The sequence below is a fragment of the Christiangramia aquimixticola genome (assembly GCF_048285835.1).
GTDB classification, from domain to species: domain Bacteria; phylum Bacteroidota; class Bacteroidia; order Flavobacteriales; family Flavobacteriaceae; genus Christiangramia; species Christiangramia aquimixticola.
On the sequence record NZ_JBLVTL010000004.1, the window covers coordinates 334,264 to 355,811 of the forward strand.

General features: G+C 38.9%; 18 protein-coding genes and 1 tRNA gene. 16 read left to right on the plus strand and 3 right to left on the minus strand.

Features of this window, described 5'->3' with window-relative positions:
* Together ACNKXV_RS10750 and ACNKXV_RS10755 are read left to right on the plus strand one after the other, a co-directional pair.
* Positions 1–797: tetratricopeptide repeat protein (locus tag ACNKXV_RS10750; RefSeq protein ID WP_417907728.1), on the plus strand; the 797-nt coding region annotated here is incomplete at its 5' end.
* Positions 798–911: 114 nt separating this feature from the next.
* Positions 912–1,385 carry a hypothetical protein gene (locus ACNKXV_RS10755; RefSeq protein WP_417907729.1) on the plus strand — a complete coding sequence of 158 codons (474 nt, stop codon included), beginning with the start codon at positions 912–914 and terminating at the stop codon, positions 1,383–1,385.
* 135 nt (positions 1,386–1,520) lie between these two features.
* On the opposite strand, the gene ACNKXV_RS10760 is transcribed toward ACNKXV_RS10755, so the two are convergent.
* Positions 1,521–2,687 (minus strand): glycosyltransferase, encoded by a 1,167-nt coding sequence (locus ACNKXV_RS10760; RefSeq protein ID WP_417907730.1) that lies wholly within the window; start codon positions 2,685–2,687, stop codon positions 1,521–1,523.
* Positions 2,688–2,760: 73 nt separating this feature from the next.
* Here ACNKXV_RS10760 and ruvC point away from each other — a divergent pair, with 73 nt between their 5' ends.
* The 12 genes from ruvC to ACNKXV_RS10820 all read left to right on the plus strand — a co-directional run bounded on the left by ruvC (position 2,761) and on the right by ACNKXV_RS10820 (position 11,661).
* A complete protein-coding gene (ruvC, locus tag ACNKXV_RS10765) occupies positions 2,761–3,315 on the plus strand; it encodes a crossover junction endodeoxyribonuclease RuvC (RefSeq protein WP_417907731.1) in 555 nt (184 codons plus the stop codon).
* Complete coding sequence (locus tag ACNKXV_RS10770) at positions 3,315–4,043, plus strand: DUF3667 domain-containing protein (protein WP_417907732.1); 729 nt, start codon at positions 3,315–3,317, stop codon at positions 4,041–4,043. The genes ruvC and ACNKXV_RS10770 overlap by 1 nt, the downstream gene beginning before the upstream one ends.
* Positions 4,040–5,167, plus strand: coding sequence for a radical SAM family heme chaperone HemW (hemW, locus tag ACNKXV_RS10775; protein WP_417907733.1), 1,128 nt, complete (start codon positions 4,040–4,042; stop codon positions 5,165–5,167). Before ACNKXV_RS10770 ends, hemW begins: the two co-directional genes overlap by 4 nt.
* 198 nt (positions 5,168–5,365) lie before the next feature.
* The gene (locus tag ACNKXV_RS10780) at positions 5,366–6,118 is read left to right on the plus strand and encodes a cyclase family protein (RefSeq protein ID WP_417907734.1); all 753 of its coding nucleotides are present in this window, start codon (positions 5,366–5,368) and stop codon (positions 6,116–6,118) included.
* Positions 6,115–6,465 (plus strand): DUF4260 domain-containing protein, encoded by a 351-nt coding sequence (locus ACNKXV_RS10785; RefSeq protein ID WP_417907735.1) that lies wholly within the window; start codon positions 6,115–6,117, stop codon positions 6,463–6,465. The genes ACNKXV_RS10780 and ACNKXV_RS10785 overlap by 4 nt, the downstream gene beginning before the upstream one ends.
* A 2-nt stretch (positions 6,466–6,467) precedes the next feature.
* A complete protein-coding gene (locus tag ACNKXV_RS10790) occupies positions 6,468–7,085 on the plus strand; it encodes a DUF4230 domain-containing protein (RefSeq protein WP_417907736.1) in 618 nt (205 codons plus the stop codon).
* Between the two features lie 23 nt (positions 7,086–7,108).
* Positions 7,109–7,447 (plus strand): GIY-YIG nuclease family protein, encoded by a 339-nt coding sequence (locus tag ACNKXV_RS10795; RefSeq protein ID WP_417907737.1) that lies wholly within the window; start codon positions 7,109–7,111, stop codon positions 7,445–7,447.
* A 98-nt stretch (positions 7,448–7,545) separates the two neighbouring features.
* Positions 7,546–7,905, plus strand: a complete 360-nt coding sequence (locus ACNKXV_RS10800) for an MmcQ/YjbR family DNA-binding protein (protein ID WP_417907738.1) — start codon at positions 7,546–7,548, stop codon at positions 7,903–7,905.
* Complete coding sequence (locus tag ACNKXV_RS10805; RefSeq protein ID WP_417907739.1) at positions 7,905–9,683, plus strand: MutS-related protein; 1,779 nt, start codon at positions 7,905–7,907, stop codon at positions 9,681–9,683. The genes ACNKXV_RS10800 and ACNKXV_RS10805 overlap by 1 nt, the downstream gene beginning before the upstream one ends.
* A 62-nt stretch (positions 9,684–9,745) precedes the next feature.
* The gene (locus ACNKXV_RS10810) at positions 9,746–10,750 is read left to right on the plus strand and encodes a metal-dependent hydrolase (protein WP_417907740.1); all 1,005 of its coding nucleotides are present in this window, start codon (positions 9,746–9,748) and stop codon (positions 10,748–10,750) included.
* Between the two features lie 99 nt (positions 10,751–10,849).
* Positions 10,850–11,428: a PhnA domain-containing protein gene (locus ACNKXV_RS10815; protein WP_417907741.1), complete on the plus strand. Its 579-nt coding sequence runs from the start codon at positions 10,850–10,852 to the stop codon at positions 11,426–11,428.
* Between the two features lie 2 nt (positions 11,429–11,430).
* Positions 11,431–11,661: a VF530 family protein gene (locus tag ACNKXV_RS10820; protein WP_417907742.1), complete on the plus strand. Its 231-nt coding sequence runs from the start codon at positions 11,431–11,433 to the stop codon at positions 11,659–11,661.
* Positions 11,662–11,738: 77 nt separating this feature from the next.
* Here ACNKXV_RS10820 and ACNKXV_RS10825 read toward each other — a convergent pair whose 3' ends face one another.
* Together ACNKXV_RS10825 and ACNKXV_RS10830 are read right to left on the minus strand one after the other, a co-directional pair.
* Positions 11,739–13,817: a dipeptidyl-peptidase 3 family protein gene (locus tag ACNKXV_RS10825; RefSeq protein ID WP_417907743.1), complete on the minus strand. Its 2,079-nt coding sequence runs from the start codon at positions 13,815–13,817 to the stop codon at positions 11,739–11,741.
* Positions 13,818–14,007: 190 nt separating this feature from the next.
* Positions 14,008–15,396 (minus strand): dipeptidase, encoded by a 1,389-nt coding sequence (locus ACNKXV_RS10830; protein ID WP_417907744.1) that lies wholly within the window; start codon positions 15,394–15,396, stop codon positions 14,008–14,010.
* 292 nt (positions 15,397–15,688) lie between these two features.
* On the opposite strand from ACNKXV_RS10830, the gene ACNKXV_RS10835 reads away from it, so the two are divergent.
* Positions 15,689–15,770: transfer RNA gene (locus tag ACNKXV_RS10835), tRNA-Leu, on the plus strand.
* A 754-nt stretch (positions 15,771–16,524) separates the two neighbouring features.
* On the plus strand, positions 16,525–21,548 hold a 5,024-nt coding region (locus tag ACNKXV_RS10840), incomplete at its 3' end, for an Ig-like domain-containing protein (RefSeq protein ID WP_417907745.1).

Sequence of the window (21,548 nt, forward strand, 5' to 3'; positions counted from 1 at the left end):
ACAATGCCGGGTTTGTATTTCGGCTGGGCCTGGTACGTGAGAGGAAAAAAGATAGTACGGCCATAGACCTGTTTTTTAAAACAATCGCTCTCGAATCTACTCATCAGGGAGCATTATATAAAACCAGTAAACACCACTTACAAAATGGGCAGCATTTTAATGCAATAAAACTGAGTTCGACTGGCTTAGAGAAAAGACCAGACAATATTTCCTTACTTTCTATTTTAGGCCAGGCTTATTCGGTTTCCCTTCAGTTTGACAAGGCGATTCCGGTTTACGAGAAAATCATTAACCTTGGAAAAGGTTCTGAGTTTATTCTGGAAAAACTGGCTAAAGCCTATCGCCTCAATGCTCAACCAAAACAAGCCATAGAAACCTATAAAAAAATGTTGGATTTTAATGACATGAACAGTGCGGTGCATTCTAATCTTGGTACGCTTTATCTAATCACAGATGAGGTTGACAAGGCACAATTACACTTTACCATGGCATTGCTAATTAAGAAACAGCCGTTAGATAATGAGTACTTAAATATTGGATTAACCTTTAAGAAGCAAGGTGAATTTGAAAAAGCTTTTCAGAATTTTGAAAAAGCCATAGAAGACAATCCTAAAAATGAGCGGGCAATCCTGGAAAGAGCCATCGCCGCTGATGCTTTTATGAAAGACAAAGAAAGTATCTTGAATTTATACCAGGCTTATTATAATAAGTATAAAAACTCCGGAAGAAATGATATGCTATCCATAGCTGAGTACCGCATAGGTCTATTAAAAGGTGAGATCCATCAGTCGAAATAATAAGAAAATTAGGGGAAGCTGCTTTCTACTTTAGGTATTAAATCATTTTAATTCAAGCAATTTTTCCTAACCTGCTATATTTCACTATTTTTGAATTTCGAAAGCGGATTGCCAATGAACAAAGCATTACTTCTGGTATTCATTTTAATACTGACCTCCTGTAATTTTGAAACTAAAAAGATCTCTTCTGAAGAAGTTTTAGAGCAGGAATCCCGTTCCCTTAACTGGAAAGAAGTAGATGAATACCCCGCTTTTGAAAACTGCAAAAATAAAACCGGTCTGGCGGAAGCAAAAAATTGTTTTGAGAATCAGGTGGCCACTACCATATATACATTTTTGGCAAACCAGCAACCGGTAGTTACGGAGAGTATCCACGATACAATTTTTCTTTACCTGGAGATCACCAAAGAAGGAAAACCACAGATAGAGTCTATGACGATAGACACTACCATAACCAGGCAATTACCGGAAATTGAGCAGTGGCTAAAACAAAGTATAGATTCACTTCCAAAGATCTATCCTGCTAATAAACGAGGGATTCCGGTCTCTACTATGTTTAAAATGCCGGTGGTGGTTAAAGCGGAATAGTCAGGATCTTAATAGTGAGATTGCTTCAGTCGCTTTGCTCCTTCGCAATGACGGTGATAACTTTGAATCGTCTATACGAGGTGAAGCCGAAGGAATCTCATTAATAATTGGTAATTGTTCATTGTTCATTGTCAATTACTTCTTAAATCTTCTCCCCTTCCATTTAAAGTCCTTAACCAGGGAAAGAATAGCGACATAACTTGTGAAAAAGGGATAAACAATACTGCTCCAAAAATAATTGCGCATCAATTCTTCACTCTTCATGAATTTCGCCGACTTGTGGATCAGGATAAAATCTGCAATGAACTTCAATAAAAATACCAGCATCAAAAATTGATAAGGGATCAGACCAAGTAAAGCCAGAACACTAAAAACGATCAGGGAAAAATTCTTTAAAAAGACAATTATTCCCGTGGCTTTCGCAAAATTACTGGAATAAGAAGAAGTCTTGGCCGCCCAACGTATCCTTTGGGCCATCAGTCCGCTCAGGTTTTGCTGAAGATTGGTTAGGACGGCTGCCTTAGCTGATTTCACAAAGTCCACTTTTAAGCCTTTTTTCCGGAGTTGCTGTAATAAGAAAACATCATCCCCGCTGGCGATCCCTGCATCGGCATTAAATCCGGATTCCCGTAGAAAAGTTTCTTTTTCGTAACACATATTGGCGGCATTGCACATAAAGGCTTTGTCAATTCCAAAAGCTCCCACTGTGGAGGCCTGAAGACTTATAAAATCCAGCTCTTCAAAACGTTGAAAATATGCCTTTCTTCTTGCTGAATCCTGTATAAAACCAACCGGCCCGGCGATCATTTTAGAATTATTACTAAAGATCATTTCATCAAAATAATGCAGCCAGTTTGCGGGCACGATACAATCTGCATCTGTCGTGGCGATATAATCGAATTTGGAAACGTGAATGGCGGTTCTAATCGCATCTTTCTTAGGGGAGGTGCTGTTTTTTATATTATCAAGAACCTTAATATGGAGTTCCTGAAATTCATTTTGAAAGATCTCTGCCAATTGTCTGGAGTGGTCTGTCGAAGCATCATTTACCAGTAGAATTTCAAATTTTCTACTGGGATAATTCAGGTTTGTTAGCGACTTAAAAAGATTCGGTAAATTTTCGGCCTCATTGCGGAAAGGGATGATAATTGAAAATGAGTTTTCTGAAGAGTTACCTTTTAATTTAAATTCAGGAATTTTTTTCCAGCCATAGATAAATGCCACTACCAGCCCCAGATAAGCTGAAGTGATAAGTCCCAGAAAGATCAGCAAAAGCATGACCATGAAGTTTGATGCTGCCAAAGCAGAATTGTTTAGCTTTGTGAAAGTCCCAAATTAGGTAATTTTTGTGAGCATATCTTCGAAAAAAACGGTTTTGAAAGGCGAAAGGATCATTCTGGGTATCGACCCGGGAACCACAATTATGGGCTTTGGTCTGATAAAGGTGGAAAATAAAAAGATGAGTTTTATTCAGATGAATGAACTTCAGCTGAACAAATACAGCGATCATTACGTAAAGCTAAAACTGATCTTTGAACGCACCATTGAACTTATTGACAACTATCATCCGGATGAGATCGCCATTGAGGCTCCTTTCTTTGGGAAAAACGTGCAATCCATGCTTAAACTTGGACGAGCTCAGGGAGTAGCTATGGCCGCCGGACTTTCCAGAGATATTCCTATTACAGAATATCTGCCCAAAAAGATCAAAATGGCCATTACCGGAAACGGAAATGCCAGCAAGGAACAGGTTGCAAAGATGCTGCAGAGTCAGTTAAATATTGGGAAACTTCCCAAAAACCTGGATGCAACAGACGGTCTTGCGGCGGCTGTTTGTCATTTTTACAATTCAGGAAGAACAGAAATTGGAAAAAGTTATACCGGCTGGGATGCTTTTGTTAAACAAAACGAAAACAGAATTAAAAAGTAATGAGCGACACCTGTAATAATTGTGGCTCTGCAATATCGGGGAAGTATTGTTCTACTTGCGGTCAACGTTCCAATGTGGGTGCGGTTACCTATTCAGAATTAGGAGATGACCTTTATCAAAGTCTGTTTTCTGTGGAATCTCCACTTAGCATCACTCTAAGAACATTATTTCTTAAACCTGAAAAACTATTTAAGGAGTATTTGGGAGGAAGTCGAAAGAAATACTATCGGCCTGTAGCTTTTTTTATTCTAATGACGGCCATTTACCTGGTGGTTAGATCCCTTATCGATTTTGAATCGAACGTGGAGTCTATGGTTATCACAGGCGAAAATGAATCAAGTGCATCTAAAGAAGCTTCAGTTTTCATGATAAGGAACATAAATAAATTCTTGTTTCTTTTAGTATTGGGAATGGGCATCTCGTTAAAGGTCTTTTTTTTCAAACGCCTGCGACTTTTGGAGTATTGGGTGATCGCATTTTATATTACCGGGATTTACACCTTACTCACAATTTTTGGAACCGTAATCACAGTTTACGGCAGCAAACAAATTCAGCCGGTAATTATCTTTTTGGCACTGGTATATTTTATTTTTTGCTGTATCCGATTCTTTAAAGGCAATAAATTTTTAGTAGGAATTAAAGCCTTTTTTGCTTTTTTCATCGCCATGTTAATATATGTGGCCGGAAGTTTTGAATTATCTTACCTTATCACCTCATATTTGACATGAGCGGAATTTACATCCATATCCCTTTTTGCAAGCAGGCCTGCCACTATTGTGATTTTCATTTTTCCACCTCAACGAAGAAGAAGGCTCAACTGGTAGAAATGTTATGCAAGGAGCTGGAGATTCGGAAGGATGAACTCGGAGAAGACTCAATTGAAACTATCTATTTTGGCGGCGGAACTCCTTCTTTATTAACTTCAGAAGAATTGGATCTTATTTTTAAGACGATTTTCAGGTATTATGAAGTTTCTGAAAATGCTGAGATCACGCTGGAAGCAAATCCCGATGACCTTTCTGAAGCAGTGATAAAAATGCTGGATGCTTCGCCGGTAAACCGATTAAGCATTGGCGTCCAGTCGTTTTTTGAAGCTGACTTGAAACTGATGAACCGGGCACATAATGCTGAAGAAGCTCTCCAATCATTAAAATTAGCGAAACAGTATTTCGACAATATAAGTATAGACCTTATCTACGGAATTCCGGGATTAACCAATGAGCAGTGGAAAGAGAATCTAAAAATCGCCTTAGACCTGGACATTCCACATATTTCCAGTTATGCGCTCACCGTGGAACCTAAAACCGCTTTAGAGAAATTCATCGAAAAGGGAAAGGTAAAACCTGTGGCAGATGAACAATACCGGGAGCAATTTGATATTCTGGTCAGTAGCCTGACCTCAAAGGGATTCGAGCATTACGAATTCTCCAATTATGGAAAACCGGGTTATCATTCTCAAAATAATATGGCGTACTGGTTAGGGAAACCTTATCTGGGAATCGGACCCTCAGCTCATTCCTATGATGGAAACTTCAGGAAATGGAACATCAGCAACAACAGCCTTTATATTCATTCCATTGAAGCAGGCAACTTACCTCAGCAATCTGAACAACTTTCCAATACCGACTCCTACAATGAATTTGTGATGACCAGGCTACGCACCAAATTTGGAGTATCGGCGACAGATCTCGGGAACAAATTCGGAGATAAATTTAAACTCCATTTCCTGAAAGAAAGTAAGAAGTTTATTGAAGATGGGCTTATGGAAATCAGGCAAGAGACCTTTCATATTACTACCAAAGGAAAATTCCTGAGTGACGGCATCGCAGCCGATCTTTTCTATATCGAGTAGGTTAACCTCATTTCGAAGAAGTGAAGCGCCTGATATATCTCATATTAGTTGAATCTTAAAAACAGATTTCTCCCTTTGGTCGAAATGACATCTGTAAAGTCATTCTGAAGAAGTACTACGCCCGAGAAATCTCATTTTAAAAACCTATTATCAATTATCAAATTACTATGCTACATTTGTTAGAACCAATCGAACATCATGTTAGCCAGCATAAGCCATAAGAGCCACTCTTATAAAATAGATTTCTCCCAACCTTTGGATATTTCCATCAGTCTGCGCGGGGATAATAAAAATCCAATGGCCTGGTACCTGGATCACCCGGAAATTAAACCGGTAAAGGATGGAGATTTTATTGGCAAAGTGAGCGAAGGCTCATCGGTGAATTTCAACAATATCTGGTTTAATCCGCATGCTCATGCAACGCATACCGAATGTGTGGGACATATCAGCAAGGAATTCAACAGCCTTCAGCAGCATCTAAAAATCTTCTTTTTCAAGGCACGCTTAATTTCTATTGAACCGGAAAAAAGAGGTGAGGATTATGTATTTACCAAAGGACAGATCAGCAAGAGTCTTAACAATATAGATTCGGAAGCTGTGGTCATAAGAACTCTTCCGAATTATATCGGGAAAATATCCAGGAATCATTCGCATAGTAACTGGCCATATCTGGAAGAAGCAGCGGTTGCCCACATTCGGGAGCTTGGCATAAAACATTTATTGATAGATCAGCCTTCTGTAGATAAAGAAAAGGATAATGGGAAATTACTGGCTCACAAAGCCTTTTGGGATTACCCGAAAAACATACGTTATGATGCTACGATCACGGAATTGATCTATGTCCCAAATAAGATCGAGGATGGCGACTACTTTTTGAATTTACAGCCTGCTTCTTTTGAAAATGATGCCGCTCCCTGCAAGCCGGTACTTTATAAGATCCTTGATAGATGAGATTGACTTTAAAACTTGAAGAATTGGGAATGTTCCTATTGGGAATATGGGCCTTTAGCCTGCTCGACCTGAGCTTGTGGTGGTTCGCCGGACTTTTCTTTGTTCCCGATGTTGGAATGCTGGGATATCTGGCAAATAATAAAACCGGCGCCATTCTTTATAATATATTTCATCATAAAGGCCTGGCAATACTCATTGGTCTGGTTGGATATTATCTTAAATTGCAGGAACTCGAGATATGCGGGATCATTTTATTTACTCATTCCAGTTTTGACAGGTTTTTAGGATATGGTTTGAAGTATGATAAAGGTTTTAAATTTACTCATCTGGGAGAAATAGGAAATTAAATATGGAATTACTCTTTATAGGATTGGCGGTAGGCGCCATTGTTGCTTATTTTATTTTTGCGAGGTTCAACTCTGAACGTTCAAAACTGAAAACCAGTGAGCAATCTGTGGTTTTGATGGACAAAATAAAAAGCGTTTGCAAGTTCATTACGGTAGAAGGTGATTTTTCTGAGATCTATCATTACGAAAATCTGAAGGAGAAATATTTGAGTCTTATTCTGGGAAAGAAAAAAGCTATTGTATTAGTAAACGCAAAGGCTCATGTAGGATTTGATCTGAGTAAGATTAGAATGGAAAGCGATAATGATCATAAAAAGATCATCCTTACCAATTTTCCTCAACCCGAATTGTTAACGATTGAAACAGATTTTAAATATTACGACAAACGTGAAGGTTGGGCGAATCCTTTTACAACTTCAGATCTTACAGATATTAATCGCGATGCTAAAAAGACCATCGTAGATAAGATACCGCAAAGCGGTTTATTGGATAAGGCAAAAGGCGAAGCTTTGGAGACCATTCTTTTAATGGAAAAGATCGTGGAAACCATCGGCTGGAAACTGGATTATACCGCGTTGACTATAGAGACCGAGGCTAATAGAAAGATTGAAAATCAGTAATGAGATGCTGAAACTAGTTCAGCATGACGAATTTTTGGCGTCACCCTGAACTTGGTTCAGGGTCTTTCTTTTTAAAAATGAAAAAAAGCTACACCTATATATTATCTAATAAGACCAGATCTGTGCTGTATATAGGCGTCACATCTGAATTGAAAACCAGATTAATCCAACACAAAAATGGTGAAGGATCTACTTTCACAAAAAAATACAAGGTGCATGATCTGATATATTTTGAGGAATTTTCAGATATTAATCAGGCAATAGCAAGAGAAAAACAATTGAAAAACTGGCATAAAGACTGGAAATTGAATTTGATCAAAACTAAAAATCCGGAAATGAGAGATTTATTCTATGAACTATGAGATGCTGATATTCTCGATGCTTCGGGACAGCATGACGATTTTAGTAAATCCCATTCCAACGTCACCCTGAACTTGTTTTCAGGGTCTAAATAAAAGAAATGAACATCGACACTTTTAGAGATTATTGCCTTGGCAAAAAAGGAGTGACAGAAGGTCTCCCCTTTGGTTCCGATAATCTTGTGCTCAAAGTTATGGGTAAGATGTTCTCCATTGTCACCCTGGATGAAATCCCGTTAAGAGCCAATTTAAAATGTGATCCGCAAAGGGCTATAGAACTTAGAGAAGAATTTGAAGACAATATCCTGCCGGGCTATCATATGAATAAACAGCACTGGAACACTCTGGTCCTGGATGGGAGGCTGGACCCGAAACTTGTTTTTGAATTGATCGATCATTCCTACGAGCTCGTAGTAAAAGGACTCAACATAAAACTTAAAAAAGAACTTGAAGATTTATAATGACAAAAGCTGAAGAATTTTATTCCTCGCGACAGGCGAAATACATTGATTTAAAAAACCAGATCTCCAAAAAACTTGTTTTCTCAAGCACGCTAAGATTGTTCGTTTTCCTTGCCATTTGTGCTGAGATCTATTTTTTCTTCGGAAATATTAACATCCTGTTACCTCTAACCATCCTTCTAATTGCAGTTTTTATCTATCTGGTATCCCGACATACCGATTTTAAAAAGGAAAAAGAAAAACTTGTAGCTCTGATCAACATCAATGAGCGGGAATTAAAAATTCTGAAAACCCGCGATTTTTCCGATTTGCCTGACGGAAAAAAATTCGATCCGGAAGATCATGACTATAGCAGGGATATAGACCTTTTTGGCAAGAAATCATTTTTTCAGTATCTCAACAGAACTGCACTGAAGGAAGGAAAGGAAAGACTTGCAAAGATCCTGCTTGCCAACAAAACAGTAGATATCCTTAAAAAACAGGAAGCGGTTAAGGAGCTGGCTTCCAAAGCAGACTGGCGACAGAATTATACAGCTACCGCAAAACTTGTAAAAACCGAAACGGAATCTAAACAGATCCTCTCATGGATACGCAACTACAAAAGTTTTGTCCCTAAATACATGAAATGGTTTCCGGCAGTTTTCACCCTGGCGTCCATTGCCGTATTTTTCATTTATTATTTAGGAATTATTGGAGCTTCTCAGGTATTACTTTGGTTTTTGGTTGGTTTAATGATCACCGGATTCTTCTTCAAAAAAGTGAATGACCTTTCAGCAAAGGTGAGTATGGTACAGGACACATTTCAGCAATACCATCAACTGCTTGCCTTTATAGAAACCGAAAATTTTGATTCGGAATTGATGAAAGAGGTTAAAACTTCCATCACTTCAGAATCTAAAAAAGCTTCGGTGATCTTAAAAGAATTTTCAAGAGCTATAGATTCTTTGGATCAACGCAACAATTTTCTGTTCGGCGTCCTGGCAAACGGATTTTTCCTATGGGACCTAAGACATTCTTACAGACTGGAGAAATGGATAGAACATCACCACACCGCGGTAGAACACTGGTTTGAAGCTGTAGAAAGAACCGATGCCTATAATAGTCTGGGGAATTTCGCCTTTAATCATCAAACTTATACTTACCCGGAGATCCTGCCTGCCGGTGAAGGTATTAAAGCTAAGAACCTGGGACATCCCCTCCTCGATGCAGGGAAACGCATTAACAACGATTTTGAAATAGACGGGAAGCAATTCTTTATAATTACCGGTGCGAATATGGCCGGGAAAAGTACTTTTCTTAGAACGATTGCGCTGCAGATCCTTATGAGCAATATTGGTTTACCGGTATGTGCTGAAAATTGTAAATATGCCCCGGTGAAACTTATTACCAGTATGCGTACCAGTGATTCCCTGGGAGATGATGAATCTTATTTCTTTTCAGAATTAAAAAGACTGAAGTATATCGTGGAAAAGATCCAGACAGAGAATTATTTTATCATTCTGGATGAGATCCTGAAAGGCACGAACAGCACAGATAAAGCAATAGGTTCCAGAAAATTTGTACAAAGGCTGGTTGGCAGCAATTCCACCGGAATTATTGCTACGCACGATCTAAGTCTTTGTGAAATAAGCAATGAACTGCAACAAGTGAAAAATTTCTATTTTGATGCGGAGATCGTAAATGATGAACTTCACTTCGACTACCATTTAAAGGATGGAATTTGCCAGAATATGAATGCTTCCTTTCTGCTTCGAAAAATGAAAATTGTAGAAGTTTAAAACGAGAAGGCCTCACAGGTTTTAGAAACCTGTGGTCTAATTGCAAAGCTTATATTTAAAAAATGGACTCATTAACCCAGATCGTTTTAGGAGCCGCCGTGGGCGAAGCCGTACTTGGCAGAAAAGTTGGAAACAAGGCCATTCTTTATGGAGCCATCGCCGGGACGATCCCGGATCTGGATACATTTGTCGGTAACTTTTTCGATACTATTACTGCTATTGAGATCCATAGAGGGTTCACGCATTCCATTGCCTTTTCAGTCATTTTTGCTCCAATTTTTGGCTGGATCATTTCTAAGATCGAAAATTTTGAGGGCGTTACCTGGAAAAACTGGTCCAGGTTAATGTTTTGGGGACTTTTCACCCACCCCTTACTCGATGCTCATACTACCTGGGGTACTCAGCTTTTCTGGCCATTTGACCTAAGACTGGCCTACAAGAATATCTTCGTGATAGATCCGCTTTACACCCTACCGTTCCTGGTATTTCTTATTCTCGCAATGCGGAGGAAAAGAACAGATCCCAAACGCAGGAAGTATAATAATCTCGGGCTAATAGTAAGCAGTATCTATTTACTGCTTGTCACTCCTGCTCTGAAATTCTATGCATTTCAGAAATTCGAAACTGCCCTGGAAAGTCAAAATATATCTTACGAGAGAATGGACACCAGGCCAACTCCCCTTAATACCATATTATGGACTGCAAATATTGAAACTCAGGACTCGTTTCTCATAGGTAATTATTCCATTTTCGATACTCAACCCATCAGTTTTCACAGCGCTCCTAAAAATTATGAACTGGCTAATCCCATAAAGGAAAATCCCAATTTACATAGGCTCATACAAATTAGTGAGGGCTGGTATACTTTTTCAGAAGAAAATGATGCCCTTTATTTCAATGATCTCAGATTTGGAAATTTAGATATAGAAGATCCCGATTCTGAATTTATTTTCAGCTATAAATTACAGAAAGAGCATGGGGAATTAACTGCGACCGAAAGGGAAAAAGAGATGCGCGACGCAAAAAACCTGCTTCCCCGACTCTGGAAAAGGATGCTGGGAAACTGATATTTTTACAGTTCTCGAAAAGTTGCATTTTTCAATCTTCTTCCTATTCTCACGGTATAGGAAAGGATTCTACTATCTTTGCATCAAAATTCAGCATAAATGACCATTGAAGAAAATTTAAAACAACGTAGCGATTCTACCTGCGAACTTTGCAGCAATGCAAATAATCTAAGCGTTTTTGAAGTCCCGGATTCTCCTGTAGAAGGACTCGAGAATAGCATCCTTATTTGCGATACCTGTAAAGAGCAGATCGAAGATCCGGAGAAGGTAGCACCAAATCACTGGCGATGTTTGAATGATAGTATGTGGAGTACCGTCCCGGCAGTACAGGTGATGGCCTGGAGAATGCTGAGCAGATTAAAATCTGAAGGTTGGCCACAGGATTTACTGGACATGATGTATATGGAAGAAGATGTAAAAGCCTGGGCAAAAGCAGGAGTGGCAAATGATATTTCTGAAAATTCTGTAGTTCATAAAGATAGTAACGGTGCTGTAATCGAAGCCGGAGATACAGTGGTTCTCACGAAAGACCTGAATGTTAAAGGTTCAAGCCTCACCGCCAAACGTGGAACTGCAGTGAGAAGAGTTTCTCTGGTGCATGATAATGCGGAACAAATTGAAGGAAAGGTAGAAGGCCAGCAAATAGTAATACTTACTAATTTTGTAAAAAAAGTATAATCTTGGATCAAAACAATTCACAACCCAACAACCCGTTACACGGGATAAAGCTTGCCACAATCCTGGATAAGTTACATGCGCATTATGGCTGGGATGGACTGGCAGAAAGAGTAAATATCAATTGCTTTAAAAGCAATCCTACAATTAAATCCAGCCTTAAATTTTTAAGAAGAACACCATGGGCCCGTGAAAAAGTTGAAAGACTTTATCTAAAAACAAAGTTCAGAGATTAAACCTTTTCAGAAGAACTGCTAAAAAAAAGCGTGGTAATTAAACACCACGCTTTTTTTATTTTAAAAGTTCAATGAAATTACATTTCTGCAGCTTCTACTTTCTCTTCTTCTTTAGGTGATTTCTTTTCGGTTAGGAAGCTATATTTTTTAGCGTATTCCATCATTTGCCCTTCAAAAGATTCAGGCTGAGTAACCTTAATAGTTACGATCTCCCCGTTTTCATCTAATTCAGGAACAAGCACCGGATTCACGAATCCGCTGTATGGTGCAGATTTAAACTGAGCGTTTCTCTCCAGAACTTCTTTATGGATGTCCTGATCTACTTTTACCCCGTAAGTTTCTACAAGAGCTTTAGCAGCTTCAAAATCTCCTTCAGATTTAATTCTCTGAGTTTCTTTAAGCAACTCACCAAACAACTTTCTTAGCTTCTGGTAATCTTTGATATCGAAGTAAGTTTTTCCATCTTTTTTCACTTTTTCGATAACTCCTTCTTCTTTTCCTTTCTCAAAAACCCAGGCGCTCACCCATTGACGGTTTCTCATATGAGCTTCTTCGATATCCTCTCCCGGTTCAATTCTTACCAGCTGCGTCATAAGTCCGTTACGGATGTAATCGTTATAAGCTGCTTTTCCAAGCTTCTCATGATCATCTGTAAGTCCAAGTTCTTCAAGTTTTGGATCCATTAGGTAATAAAGCCCAACAAGATCTGCACGACCTTCTTCAAGAGTGGATGCATAATTTTTCAAAGTTTCCTTGGTTTCACCAACTCCCGGGTTCATTTGACCCGATGCGTGACCAACTACTTCGTGAAGCGCAGTATGTAATTTATCTGCCTCTTTTCCATATTTTTCAGAAAGCTGGACCTCTTCCTCATCATGAGCAAATTCTTTCAATTTCCCGGTTCCACCTGCATTGTTGTATGCATTAATAATGTTACCTAAAGAAACTGATTTACTTCCATGAGCTTTTCTAATCCAGTTTGCGTTTGGAAGATTCACTCCAATTGGCGTACTTGGAGAAGCGTCTCCGGCCTCACCTGCAACGATCACAGTTTTATAGGTTACTCCAACAACTGAATCCTTTTTATGCTCATCCATTATTGGTGAATTGTCCTCAAACCATTGAACGTCTTTTTCAAGTACACTCATTTTTTTGGACATATCAAAATCCTTGATCTGCACGATGCTTTCATAAGAACCTGTGTAACCTTTTGGGTCGTTATACACTTCAATAAAAGAATTGATATAATCTATGTTCCCTTCAGTAGCTTCTACCCAGGCCACATTATAATCATCCCAGGTTTTAAGATCACCGGTGTTATAATATTTGATCAACAACCCAAGTGCATTTGCCTGCTTTTCATTTTCGGCAACAGCCTTAGCTTTCACAAGCCATTTTACGATCTCATCTATTGCTTCACCATAAAGTCCGCCACTTTTATAAACCTTCTCAACCAGTTTTCCATTCTCCTTTACAAGTTGGGAGTTCAAACCGAAAGAAAGTGGTTTATCCGGATTTGGAGATTTTTTGTTGGCGTAGAATGCTTCAACATCAGCAGTGGTCACATCCGGACCATAAAAATTCACTGCAGAGCCTTCTACCAATCCTACTGTTGCATCCAAATTCACCTTCTTAGCATCTTTATCATTAAAGATCACTTCATAAGGCTCTCCGGTTAATTGCGTATTGGTTTCTTTTAATAGTGTATCAAAATAATCTTTAGTGAAACCTGGTTTAATTTTAGCATTGGAATAATGGTGGTGAATCCCGTTACTAAACCAAACTCGTTTTAAGTAAGTTTCGAAAGACTTCCATTCCTCACTCGTTTTATCTCCCTCATAATTAGAATAGATATTTTCCAGTGCCTCCCTTATTTTTAGGTTATGCCTGTAATTCTGGTCCCACATGATATCACGGCCTGCAAGACCTGCCTGAGTGAGATAATAAACCAATTTCTGTTCCTTCAGGCTTAAATTATCCCATCCGGGAATTTGATATCTCAGGACCTTAATATCGGCGAATTCTTCCACCTTATAATTAAAATCATCTGCGGTAGTCTTTTCAGTTTGAACAGTTTCCGCATCTTTCTTATCCTTATCACAGGCTACGAATGTAAGAGCCGTTGCCAAAAGACAAGTACTTAATAATTTGTTCATATTGTTAAAAAATTTGAAGCGCTAATATAATAAAACAGGGAACCAAATTTTAATAAACTTGATTCCCTGCGTGATAAATTGCCAGCAAAGTGGTCAAAAAGCTAAAAGAAGTTCAACGCTTTTATTGAATAATTAAACAAAAATCAGAATTTTTCAATTCCGTCTATCTTTAATTCTTTAATAAGCTTTTCTATTTACTCATTTCAGTAAAATATTTATAAAACCACGGAATGGTTTCTATTCCTTTAAGATAATTCCAAATCCCAAAATGTTCGTTTGGTGAATGTATAGCATCTGTATCCAGACCAAAGCCCATCAAAATAATCTTGCTTTCAAGTTCTTTTTCGAATAGGGAAACAATTGGAATACTACCTCCACTACGCTGAGGAATTGGGGTTTTCCCGAAAGTTTCTTCATAAGCTTTGCTCGCCGCCTGATAGCCAATTGTATCAATAGGTGTTACGTATGGATATCCGCCATGATGTGGTTTCACTTCAACTTTCACGCTATGTGGCGCAATGCTTTCAAAGTGGTTTTTAAATAATTCGGTGATCTCTTTCCAATCCTGGTTAGGCACTAATCTCATGGAGATCTTCGCATAGGCTTTCGAAGGCAACACCGTTTTGGCGCCTTCCCCAATATATCCGCCCCACATCCCATTCACATCAAGGGTTGGTCTTATAGAGCCACGTTCCAGAGTACTATAGCCTTTTTCGCCATGAACGTCTTTTATATCCAGCTTTTCTTTATACTCTTCCAAACTGAAGGGAGCTTCAGCCATTTTGGAACGCTCTTCATCACTAAGATTTTCCACATTATCATAGAAACCGGGGATGGTAATATGATTATTCTCATCTGTTAAGGATGCGATCATTTCACTTAGAATATTAAGAGGATTGGCAACAGCTCCTCCATATAATCCGGAATGCAGATCACGATTTGCACCGGTTACCTCCACTTCAACATAAGAAAGGCCGCGGAGACCGGTAGTAATAGAAGGGGTGTCTTTTGCGATCATTCCCGTATCTGAGATAAGGATCACATCATTCTGAAGTTTTTCCTTATTTTCTTTGATGAACCAGTCCAGATGTTCACTCCCAACTTCTTCTTCCCCTTCGATCATGAATTTCACATTACAGGGAAGTTCATCATTTTGGGTCATGTATTCCATGGCTTTTACATGCATATACATCTGCCCTTTATCATCACAGGCACCCCGGGCAAAAATAGCCCCTTCCGGATGGATCTTTGTTTCCTTTATAACCGGCTCAAATGGCGGGGAGTTCCAAAGATCAAGCGGATCTGGTGGTTGCACATCATAATGCCCATAAACCAGCACAGTTGGCAGATTTTTATCAATTATTTTTTCAGCATACACTACAGGATGTCCCGGAGTTGGACAAACCTCTGCCAGATCACAACCAGCTTTCAGCAAACTTTCCTTTACCGCTTCTGCTGTCGTAAGCATATCATCTTTATAAGCCGGGTCGGCAGAAATTGAAGGAAGCTTCAAAAGATCTTTCAATTCATCAACAAACCTGTCTTTATTTTTATCTATATATTTCTTAACTGAATCCATTTCTTATTTTTCAAGTTCGTGTAAAGTTAATAAGATAAGATGGGAAAACTAAAAATGATCTTAGGACAATAAAAATCTTCAAAATTGCGTCATTTTAAGCCAGCTCTCCTCTCTTCTGAAAATGAATAGTTTAGACAAATCCTGATTTTTTCAGGGTAGAAAACGTGAATTTTTTTTTCGATATTTTTTCATTTCACTATTTGATATTTAAAAGTTATAATTATATTTGCACCCGCTTAGGTAATTAAGCAGGGATTTACAACGAGTCCTAAGTGTTGTAAATTTTTTAAATGCGGGCGTGGTGGAATTGGTAGACACGCTAGACTTAGGATCTAGTGCCGCGAGGTGTGAAGGTTCGAGTCCTTTCGCCCGCACCGAAAGAAAAGCTTCAGAGAGATCTGGAGCTTTTTTTATTTATACAGTTTTCAAATCAGAAATTAAAACAAGTGTGAAGGCTCCCCCGAGGATTCGGGGGTTTTTCGCCCGCACCGAAAGAATAGCTTCAGAGAAATCTGGAGCTTTTTTTTATTTATACAGTTTTTTTTAAAACAGGACTCAATTCAGGTGTGAAGGATTTCCGACCTAACCATAATTTTGAAAATTGCTGATTTTCAGAATTTCAATAAAACTAAATCAAGTTATTTATTACCTAATGTTCAAATGCGAACATGCAGCCTTTCCTTCCTACAAAATATCGAACTGATAATAATATAACGGAGATTCAAATCATTTAAAGACGGGGAATCAATAAAACTCTGGATTGAAGCAAGAAAGAATTAAATTAAGCAAAAAGGAGAAGGAAATTAGAAACATTTTATTCAACTTATTGAAAGCCAATACTCTAGTCCTAATTAACCTTCCCAGCGATTTCTTAAACCATATAACCTCTTATTATAAACACTCTAAGAATAATTGAGTATCAACGATATAAGAATCGTTTTTATCGATAAAATTTTTTTTGTTAACCTTATTTTAAGAAATTTGTATTTATTTACAAAACACAAGTACCCAAATCCTACAAAATGAATTATCACCCTATATACCAAAAAGAGAATTTTTTATTCTTATAATAAATTCTCCATTCTACATTTCCATTTTTTTCAACTTATAAGCCTTTTAATTTCTAATATGAAGAAATTTTTAACCCTCGGGATATTCTTAATCCTGCTAGTATCCTCATGCTTTAACCTTACTGCCCAAACTAAAGGTCTTATTTATAAACCTGCTACTAGTCCGGGGCAAAGTGTGCTTGATCCTAACCTCGATGGCTATTCATCCAAAGATACCAATGGATTTTCACAGAATGATGAGGCCGAAAGTGAAATCCCTTACACCCCCTTACCCAGTGCATCTCCGGAACCCAATAGCGATATTGGACCAGGTCCTGATTGTGGTTTTACAGATTTAGTAAAGTCTGATGAAAATAATACCATTTACACCTATTTCGATGGTGATAATTTAATGTTTCGATTCAGGCTGGCCGATACAAGAGAAAATTCTAAAGGTTATTCTATACTCATAGATACCGATCAAAAATTTGGCGCTACAGGACCAGATGCAGATCCAAATTATGAAGTAGGAAATCCCGGTTTTGAAATTGAGGTGGTTTTAATGACCAATTTTGGGGTGGGATTATACGATGTAGATGGAAAAGTTTCGCCCGAGGAAAAAGGTGATGCAACTGTTGACAGACCATATGATGGTTTTGCGCAAAAGTCAATTGCAATCTCTGAGATTTGTGGTGATGATGATTATTTCTATGATTTCTATATCCCGTTTGCAGATATTACCGCTGCTTTTCCTTCTGTTACGAAATCCACTCCTTTAAGAATGGTAGGTAACACCGTTATAAATCCTAAAGCAGCAATGGGTAATAATGGAATATCAGATCTTGGAGGGATCGATGATACTACCGGATCAACTGATAATCTTTGGGAACAATTAATAAGTGTTTATCCTCCAACAAGTGTTACTGAAATTGAGAACGGAAATACTTTGGCACCAAGAGCTGCCTGCCCTTCCATTAATTCTCCTATTTCTGAAAATGCCACAAGTATCTCCGGAACATCTACAGAAGTAGACGGTGCAATAATTGAAGTTTTTAAAGATGGAGCCTCTATTGGAACAACCACATTAACTGGTGGCGTCTGGACACTTTCTGGAATTACACCTACAGTTGCCGGCGATATATATAGTGCGACCGCCAGAGTGCCATTATCAACGGGTCAACCTGAAAAATCTGAATCCTATTCAAACTGTAATGAGACTACAGCAGGAGCAGCCTGTTCTCAAGCACCTTTTAATGTTGCAGTAATTGTAGGAGGTACCGGTAAAGGTTTTACTGGCGATATAAGTGGATTACCTTCTACAGATTATACCATAACGGTATATGATAACTCTACCGGAGCTGAATGGACTGGAAGCCCGAATCCCGTTATTATTACTACTGATGGAACAGGAGCTGGTTCTTTCACTATTAATTGTGGGAAGGGAAATTGTTTAGAAACCGGAGGATACTCCTTAACTTCCAAGAGTGACCAGGAATGTGAATCTTTACCAACTGAAGTCTGTAATGGAATTCCAGCCTGGACTCCTACTATCACTACAGATCCCGTATATGAATCCACTACTCAGTTAACGGGGCAGATTTCGGAGAACGGAGGGAATAATTTACACACTATAAATTTATATATCAATGATGTTCTTACCGGAACTACTACTACATCTACCATCGACTGGAACATCCCTATTTCAGGTCATACAGAAGGAGATGTAATATATGTTACTGCAAAACATGAAACTGATTGTAGAGCGACCGCTTCAGAAAGCAAGGTAGTAACAGGATTTTCTGAAACTCCCACAATAATCGGAACTTATTGTGCTTCCACGAGCTCTAAAGTCACATCGGTAAGTGGTGCTTCTTCAGAATCACCCGGATCTACAATTACCCTTTATACCAAAAATTCCGCAGGCGTAACCACAGCAGATACAAATTCCGGTTCTACCACTGTACAAACGAATGGTACCTGGACGATTACAGGATTAAGCCTGGATTCAGGAATTTTTATGGTCGCGACTGCTTTAACTTCAGGTGAATTGGAAAGCTCCCTTTCAAATGAAGTAGAGATTTCCCCCCAAACAGTAGACGGTTCTCTTGCTATTACTTCTAATCCAATAATCGAAGGAGACTCCAGTATATCGGGAAAAGGAACGCCCGGGAATACGATCACCTTATACCTTGATGGAATTATAGTTGACAAAAATTCGTTTTCGACCATCGTAGACACGAATGGTGACTGGACTATAACCGGTCTGGACAAGGCAAGTGCGGATTACGACGTTTTATATACAGGAGCTCTCCCAGGAGTTACTTCTGGCGATGGAGTAAAATGTGAAAGTCCTATAATTGAAGGTACAGTGGTTCAATGCCTTGATCCGGTCCAACAGTCTTTTACCGCGATTACTAATACTGAAATTTGTGAAGGTGAAACTATTTCTTTCACACTTGGGAATACCGAAAAAAATATTGTTTATGAATTAATAGATTCTGCAACTGATGCAGGTATAGGGTCAGCAAAACTGGGAACAGGCAATAGCATGGAGCTGACAACCTTCGGCCTTGAAACATCAGTAAGTAAAATAAGTGTTCGCGCCATTAAAATTGGAACTGATTGTGCACATAAATTCACGAATGGCATTGATGTAAATGTATATAGCCGACCCGTAGTTGCATTAACTTCAAGTAACCTTCAGGAGTGTAAAGGAGCAACAACTACAAATTTAGAGTATACCGTTACCAATGGCCCTGCAATAGATTATTCCATAAATTTTGATTCTACTGCTGAAGGTAAAGGTTTTGTGGATATTGTTAATAACCCAAATACTAATAGTCCAATTTCAATTACTCTTCCTGCTAATTTGGAGAATGGTGTTTACAATGGAGTTTTTACTGTTCGAAATTCTACCGCTTCAACTTTATGTGCAAGTGAAGAACAACGATTTTCTATAACTATTACTTCACCACAAGTTAATTCAGCCTCACCTTCGAACCCTACCACCTGTGGAGGAAATGATGGTTTTATTACTCTGGAAGGCCTTGCAGCATCAACTAATTTCGATGGTTTAAATTATAAAGATGATGGGGTTACTGTGAATTTAGGAGCCTTTTCTTCTAATGCCAGTGGGAACTACAGAATAGCAAATTTAAATGCAGGTACATATAGGGATTTTCAGGTTGTATTGAATGGATGTGCTTCAGATGTATTAATTAATGAAGTCTCATTAAATGATCCGGGAGCAGCAATCATCTCACTTTCTTCTACTAAAAACCCAACAAGTGATACTGCCAATGATGGGGAAATAACACTAAGCGGCGTTACCTCCGGCACCTATAGTGTGAACTACACTTTCAATGGAACTCCACAACCTACCGGGACATTTACTGCCAATCCATCTGGTTTGACAATTAGCAACCTTGATGAAGGGAGTTATACTAACATTTCAATTACTTCAGGGGGATGTAAATCGAATACAATTTCTGGACCTATTGCTTTAACGGCGCCTGCTGCCACCCCAACCCTGGCGATCACCTCAGATAAGAGTGATTTAAAAGCTGGGGAGACTGCCACTATTAGCTTCACCTTCAGTGAGGCTACTACAGATTTTGTAGCAGCAGACATTACCACCACCGGGGGAAGCTTAGGTACTTTGTCTACTACAGATAATATTTTCTATACGGCAACCTTAACACCAACTTCCGATTATGATGGTGATATTACCATCACCGTAGCGGACAATACTTATACCGATAGTGATGGCAATAACGGAACTGGAGATAGCTTAACGCTAACCAGTACTACCGTTTCACCAACCTTAGTGATCACCTCAGATAAGAGTGATTTAAAAGCTGAAGAGACTGCCACTATTAGCTTTACCTTCAGTGAGGCTACTACAGATTTTGTAGCAGCAGACATTACCACCACCGGGGGAAGTTTAGGTACTTTGTCTACTACAGATAATATTACCTACACGGCAACCTTAACACCAACTTCCGATTATGATGGTAATATTACCATCTCCGTAGCCGATGCTACTTATACCGATAGTGATGGCAATAACGGAAAAGGAGATAGTTTAACGCTAACCAGTACTACCGTATCACCCACCCTGGCGATCACCTCTGATAAGAGTGATTTAAAAGCTGGGGAGACTGCCACTATTAGCTTCACCTTCAGTGAGGCTACTACAGATTTTGTAGAAGCAGACATTATCACCACCGGGGGAAGTTTAGGTACTTTGTCTACTACAGATAATATTACCTACACCGCAACCTTAACACCAACTTCCAATTATGATGGTAATATTACCATCTCCGTAGCCGATGATACTTATACCGATAATGATGGCAATAACGGAAAAGGAGATAGCTTAACGCTAACCAGTACTACCGTATCACCAACCCTGGCGATCACCTCAGATAAGAGTGATTTAAAAGCTGGGGAGACTGCCACTATTAGCTTCACCTTCAGTGAGGCTACTACAGATTTTGTAGAAGCAGACATTATCACCACCGGGGGAAGTTTAGGTACTTTGTCTACTACAGATAATATTGTCTACACGGCAACCTTAACACCAACTTCCGATTATGATGGTAATATTACCATCTCCGTAGCCGATGATACTTATACCGATAGTGATGGCAATAACGGAAAAGGAGATAGTTTAACGCTAACCAGTACTACCGTATCACCAACCTTAGCGATCACCTCAGATAAGAGTGATTTAAAAGCTGAAGAGACTGCCACTATTAGCTTCACCTTCAGTGAGGCTACTACAGATTTTGTAGCTGCAGACATTACCACCACCGGGGGAAGTTTAGGTACTTTGTCTACTACAGATAATATTACCTACACCGCAACCTTAACATCAACTTCCAATTATGATGGTAATATTACCATCTCCGTAGCCGATGCTACTTATACCGATAGTGATGGCAATACCGGAAAAGGAGATAGCTTAACGCTAACGAGTACTACCGTTTCACCCACCCTGGCGATCACCTCAGATAAGACTGGTTTAAAAGCTGAAGAGACTGCCACTATTAGCTTCACCTTCAGTGAGGCTACTACAGATTTTGTAGCAGCAGACATTAT

Bases quoted from the DNA above. Each gene is read 5' to 3' on its own strand.
- ACNKXV_RS10755 (WP_417907729.1), top strand. From the start codon at position 912: ATGAACAAAGCATTACTTCTGGTATTCATTTTAATACTGACCTCCTGT.
- ACNKXV_RS10770 (WP_417907732.1), top strand. From the start codon at position 3,315: ATGAGCGACACCTGTAATAATTGTGGCTCTGCAATATCGGGGAAGTAT.
- hemW (WP_417907733.1), top strand. From the start codon at position 4,040: ATGAGCGGAATTTACATCCATATCCCTTTTTGCAAGCAGGCCTGCCAC.
- ACNKXV_RS10780 (WP_417907734.1), top strand. From the start codon at position 5,366: ATGTTAGCCAGCATAAGCCATAAGAGCCACTCTTATAAAATAGATTTC.
- ACNKXV_RS10785 (WP_417907735.1), top strand. From the start codon at position 6,115: ATGAGATTGACTTTAAAACTTGAAGAATTGGGAATGTTCCTATTGGGA.
- ACNKXV_RS10790 (WP_417907736.1), top strand. From the start codon at position 6,468: ATGGAATTACTCTTTATAGGATTGGCGGTAGGCGCCATTGTTGCTTAT.
- ACNKXV_RS10795 (WP_417907737.1), top strand. From the start codon at position 7,109: ATGACGAATTTTTGGCGTCACCCTGAACTTGGTTCAGGGTCTTTCTTT.
- ACNKXV_RS10800 (WP_417907738.1), top strand. From the start codon at position 7,546: ATGAACATCGACACTTTTAGAGATTATTGCCTTGGCAAAAAAGGAGTG.
- ACNKXV_RS10805 (WP_417907739.1), top strand. From the start codon at position 7,905: ATGACAAAAGCTGAAGAATTTTATTCCTCGCGACAGGCGAAATACATT.
- ACNKXV_RS10810 (WP_417907740.1), top strand. From the start codon at position 9,746: ATGGACTCATTAACCCAGATCGTTTTAGGAGCCGCCGTGGGCGAAGCC.
- ACNKXV_RS10815 (WP_417907741.1), top strand. From the start codon at position 10,850: ATGACCATTGAAGAAAATTTAAAACAACGTAGCGATTCTACCTGCGAA.
- ACNKXV_RS10825 (WP_417907743.1), bottom strand. From the start codon at position 13,817: ATGAACAAATTATTAAGTACTTGTCTTTTGGCAACGGCTCTTACATTC.
- ACNKXV_RS10830 (WP_417907744.1), bottom strand. From the start codon at position 15,396: ATGGATTCAGTTAAGAAATATATAGATAAAAATAAAGACAGGTTTGTT.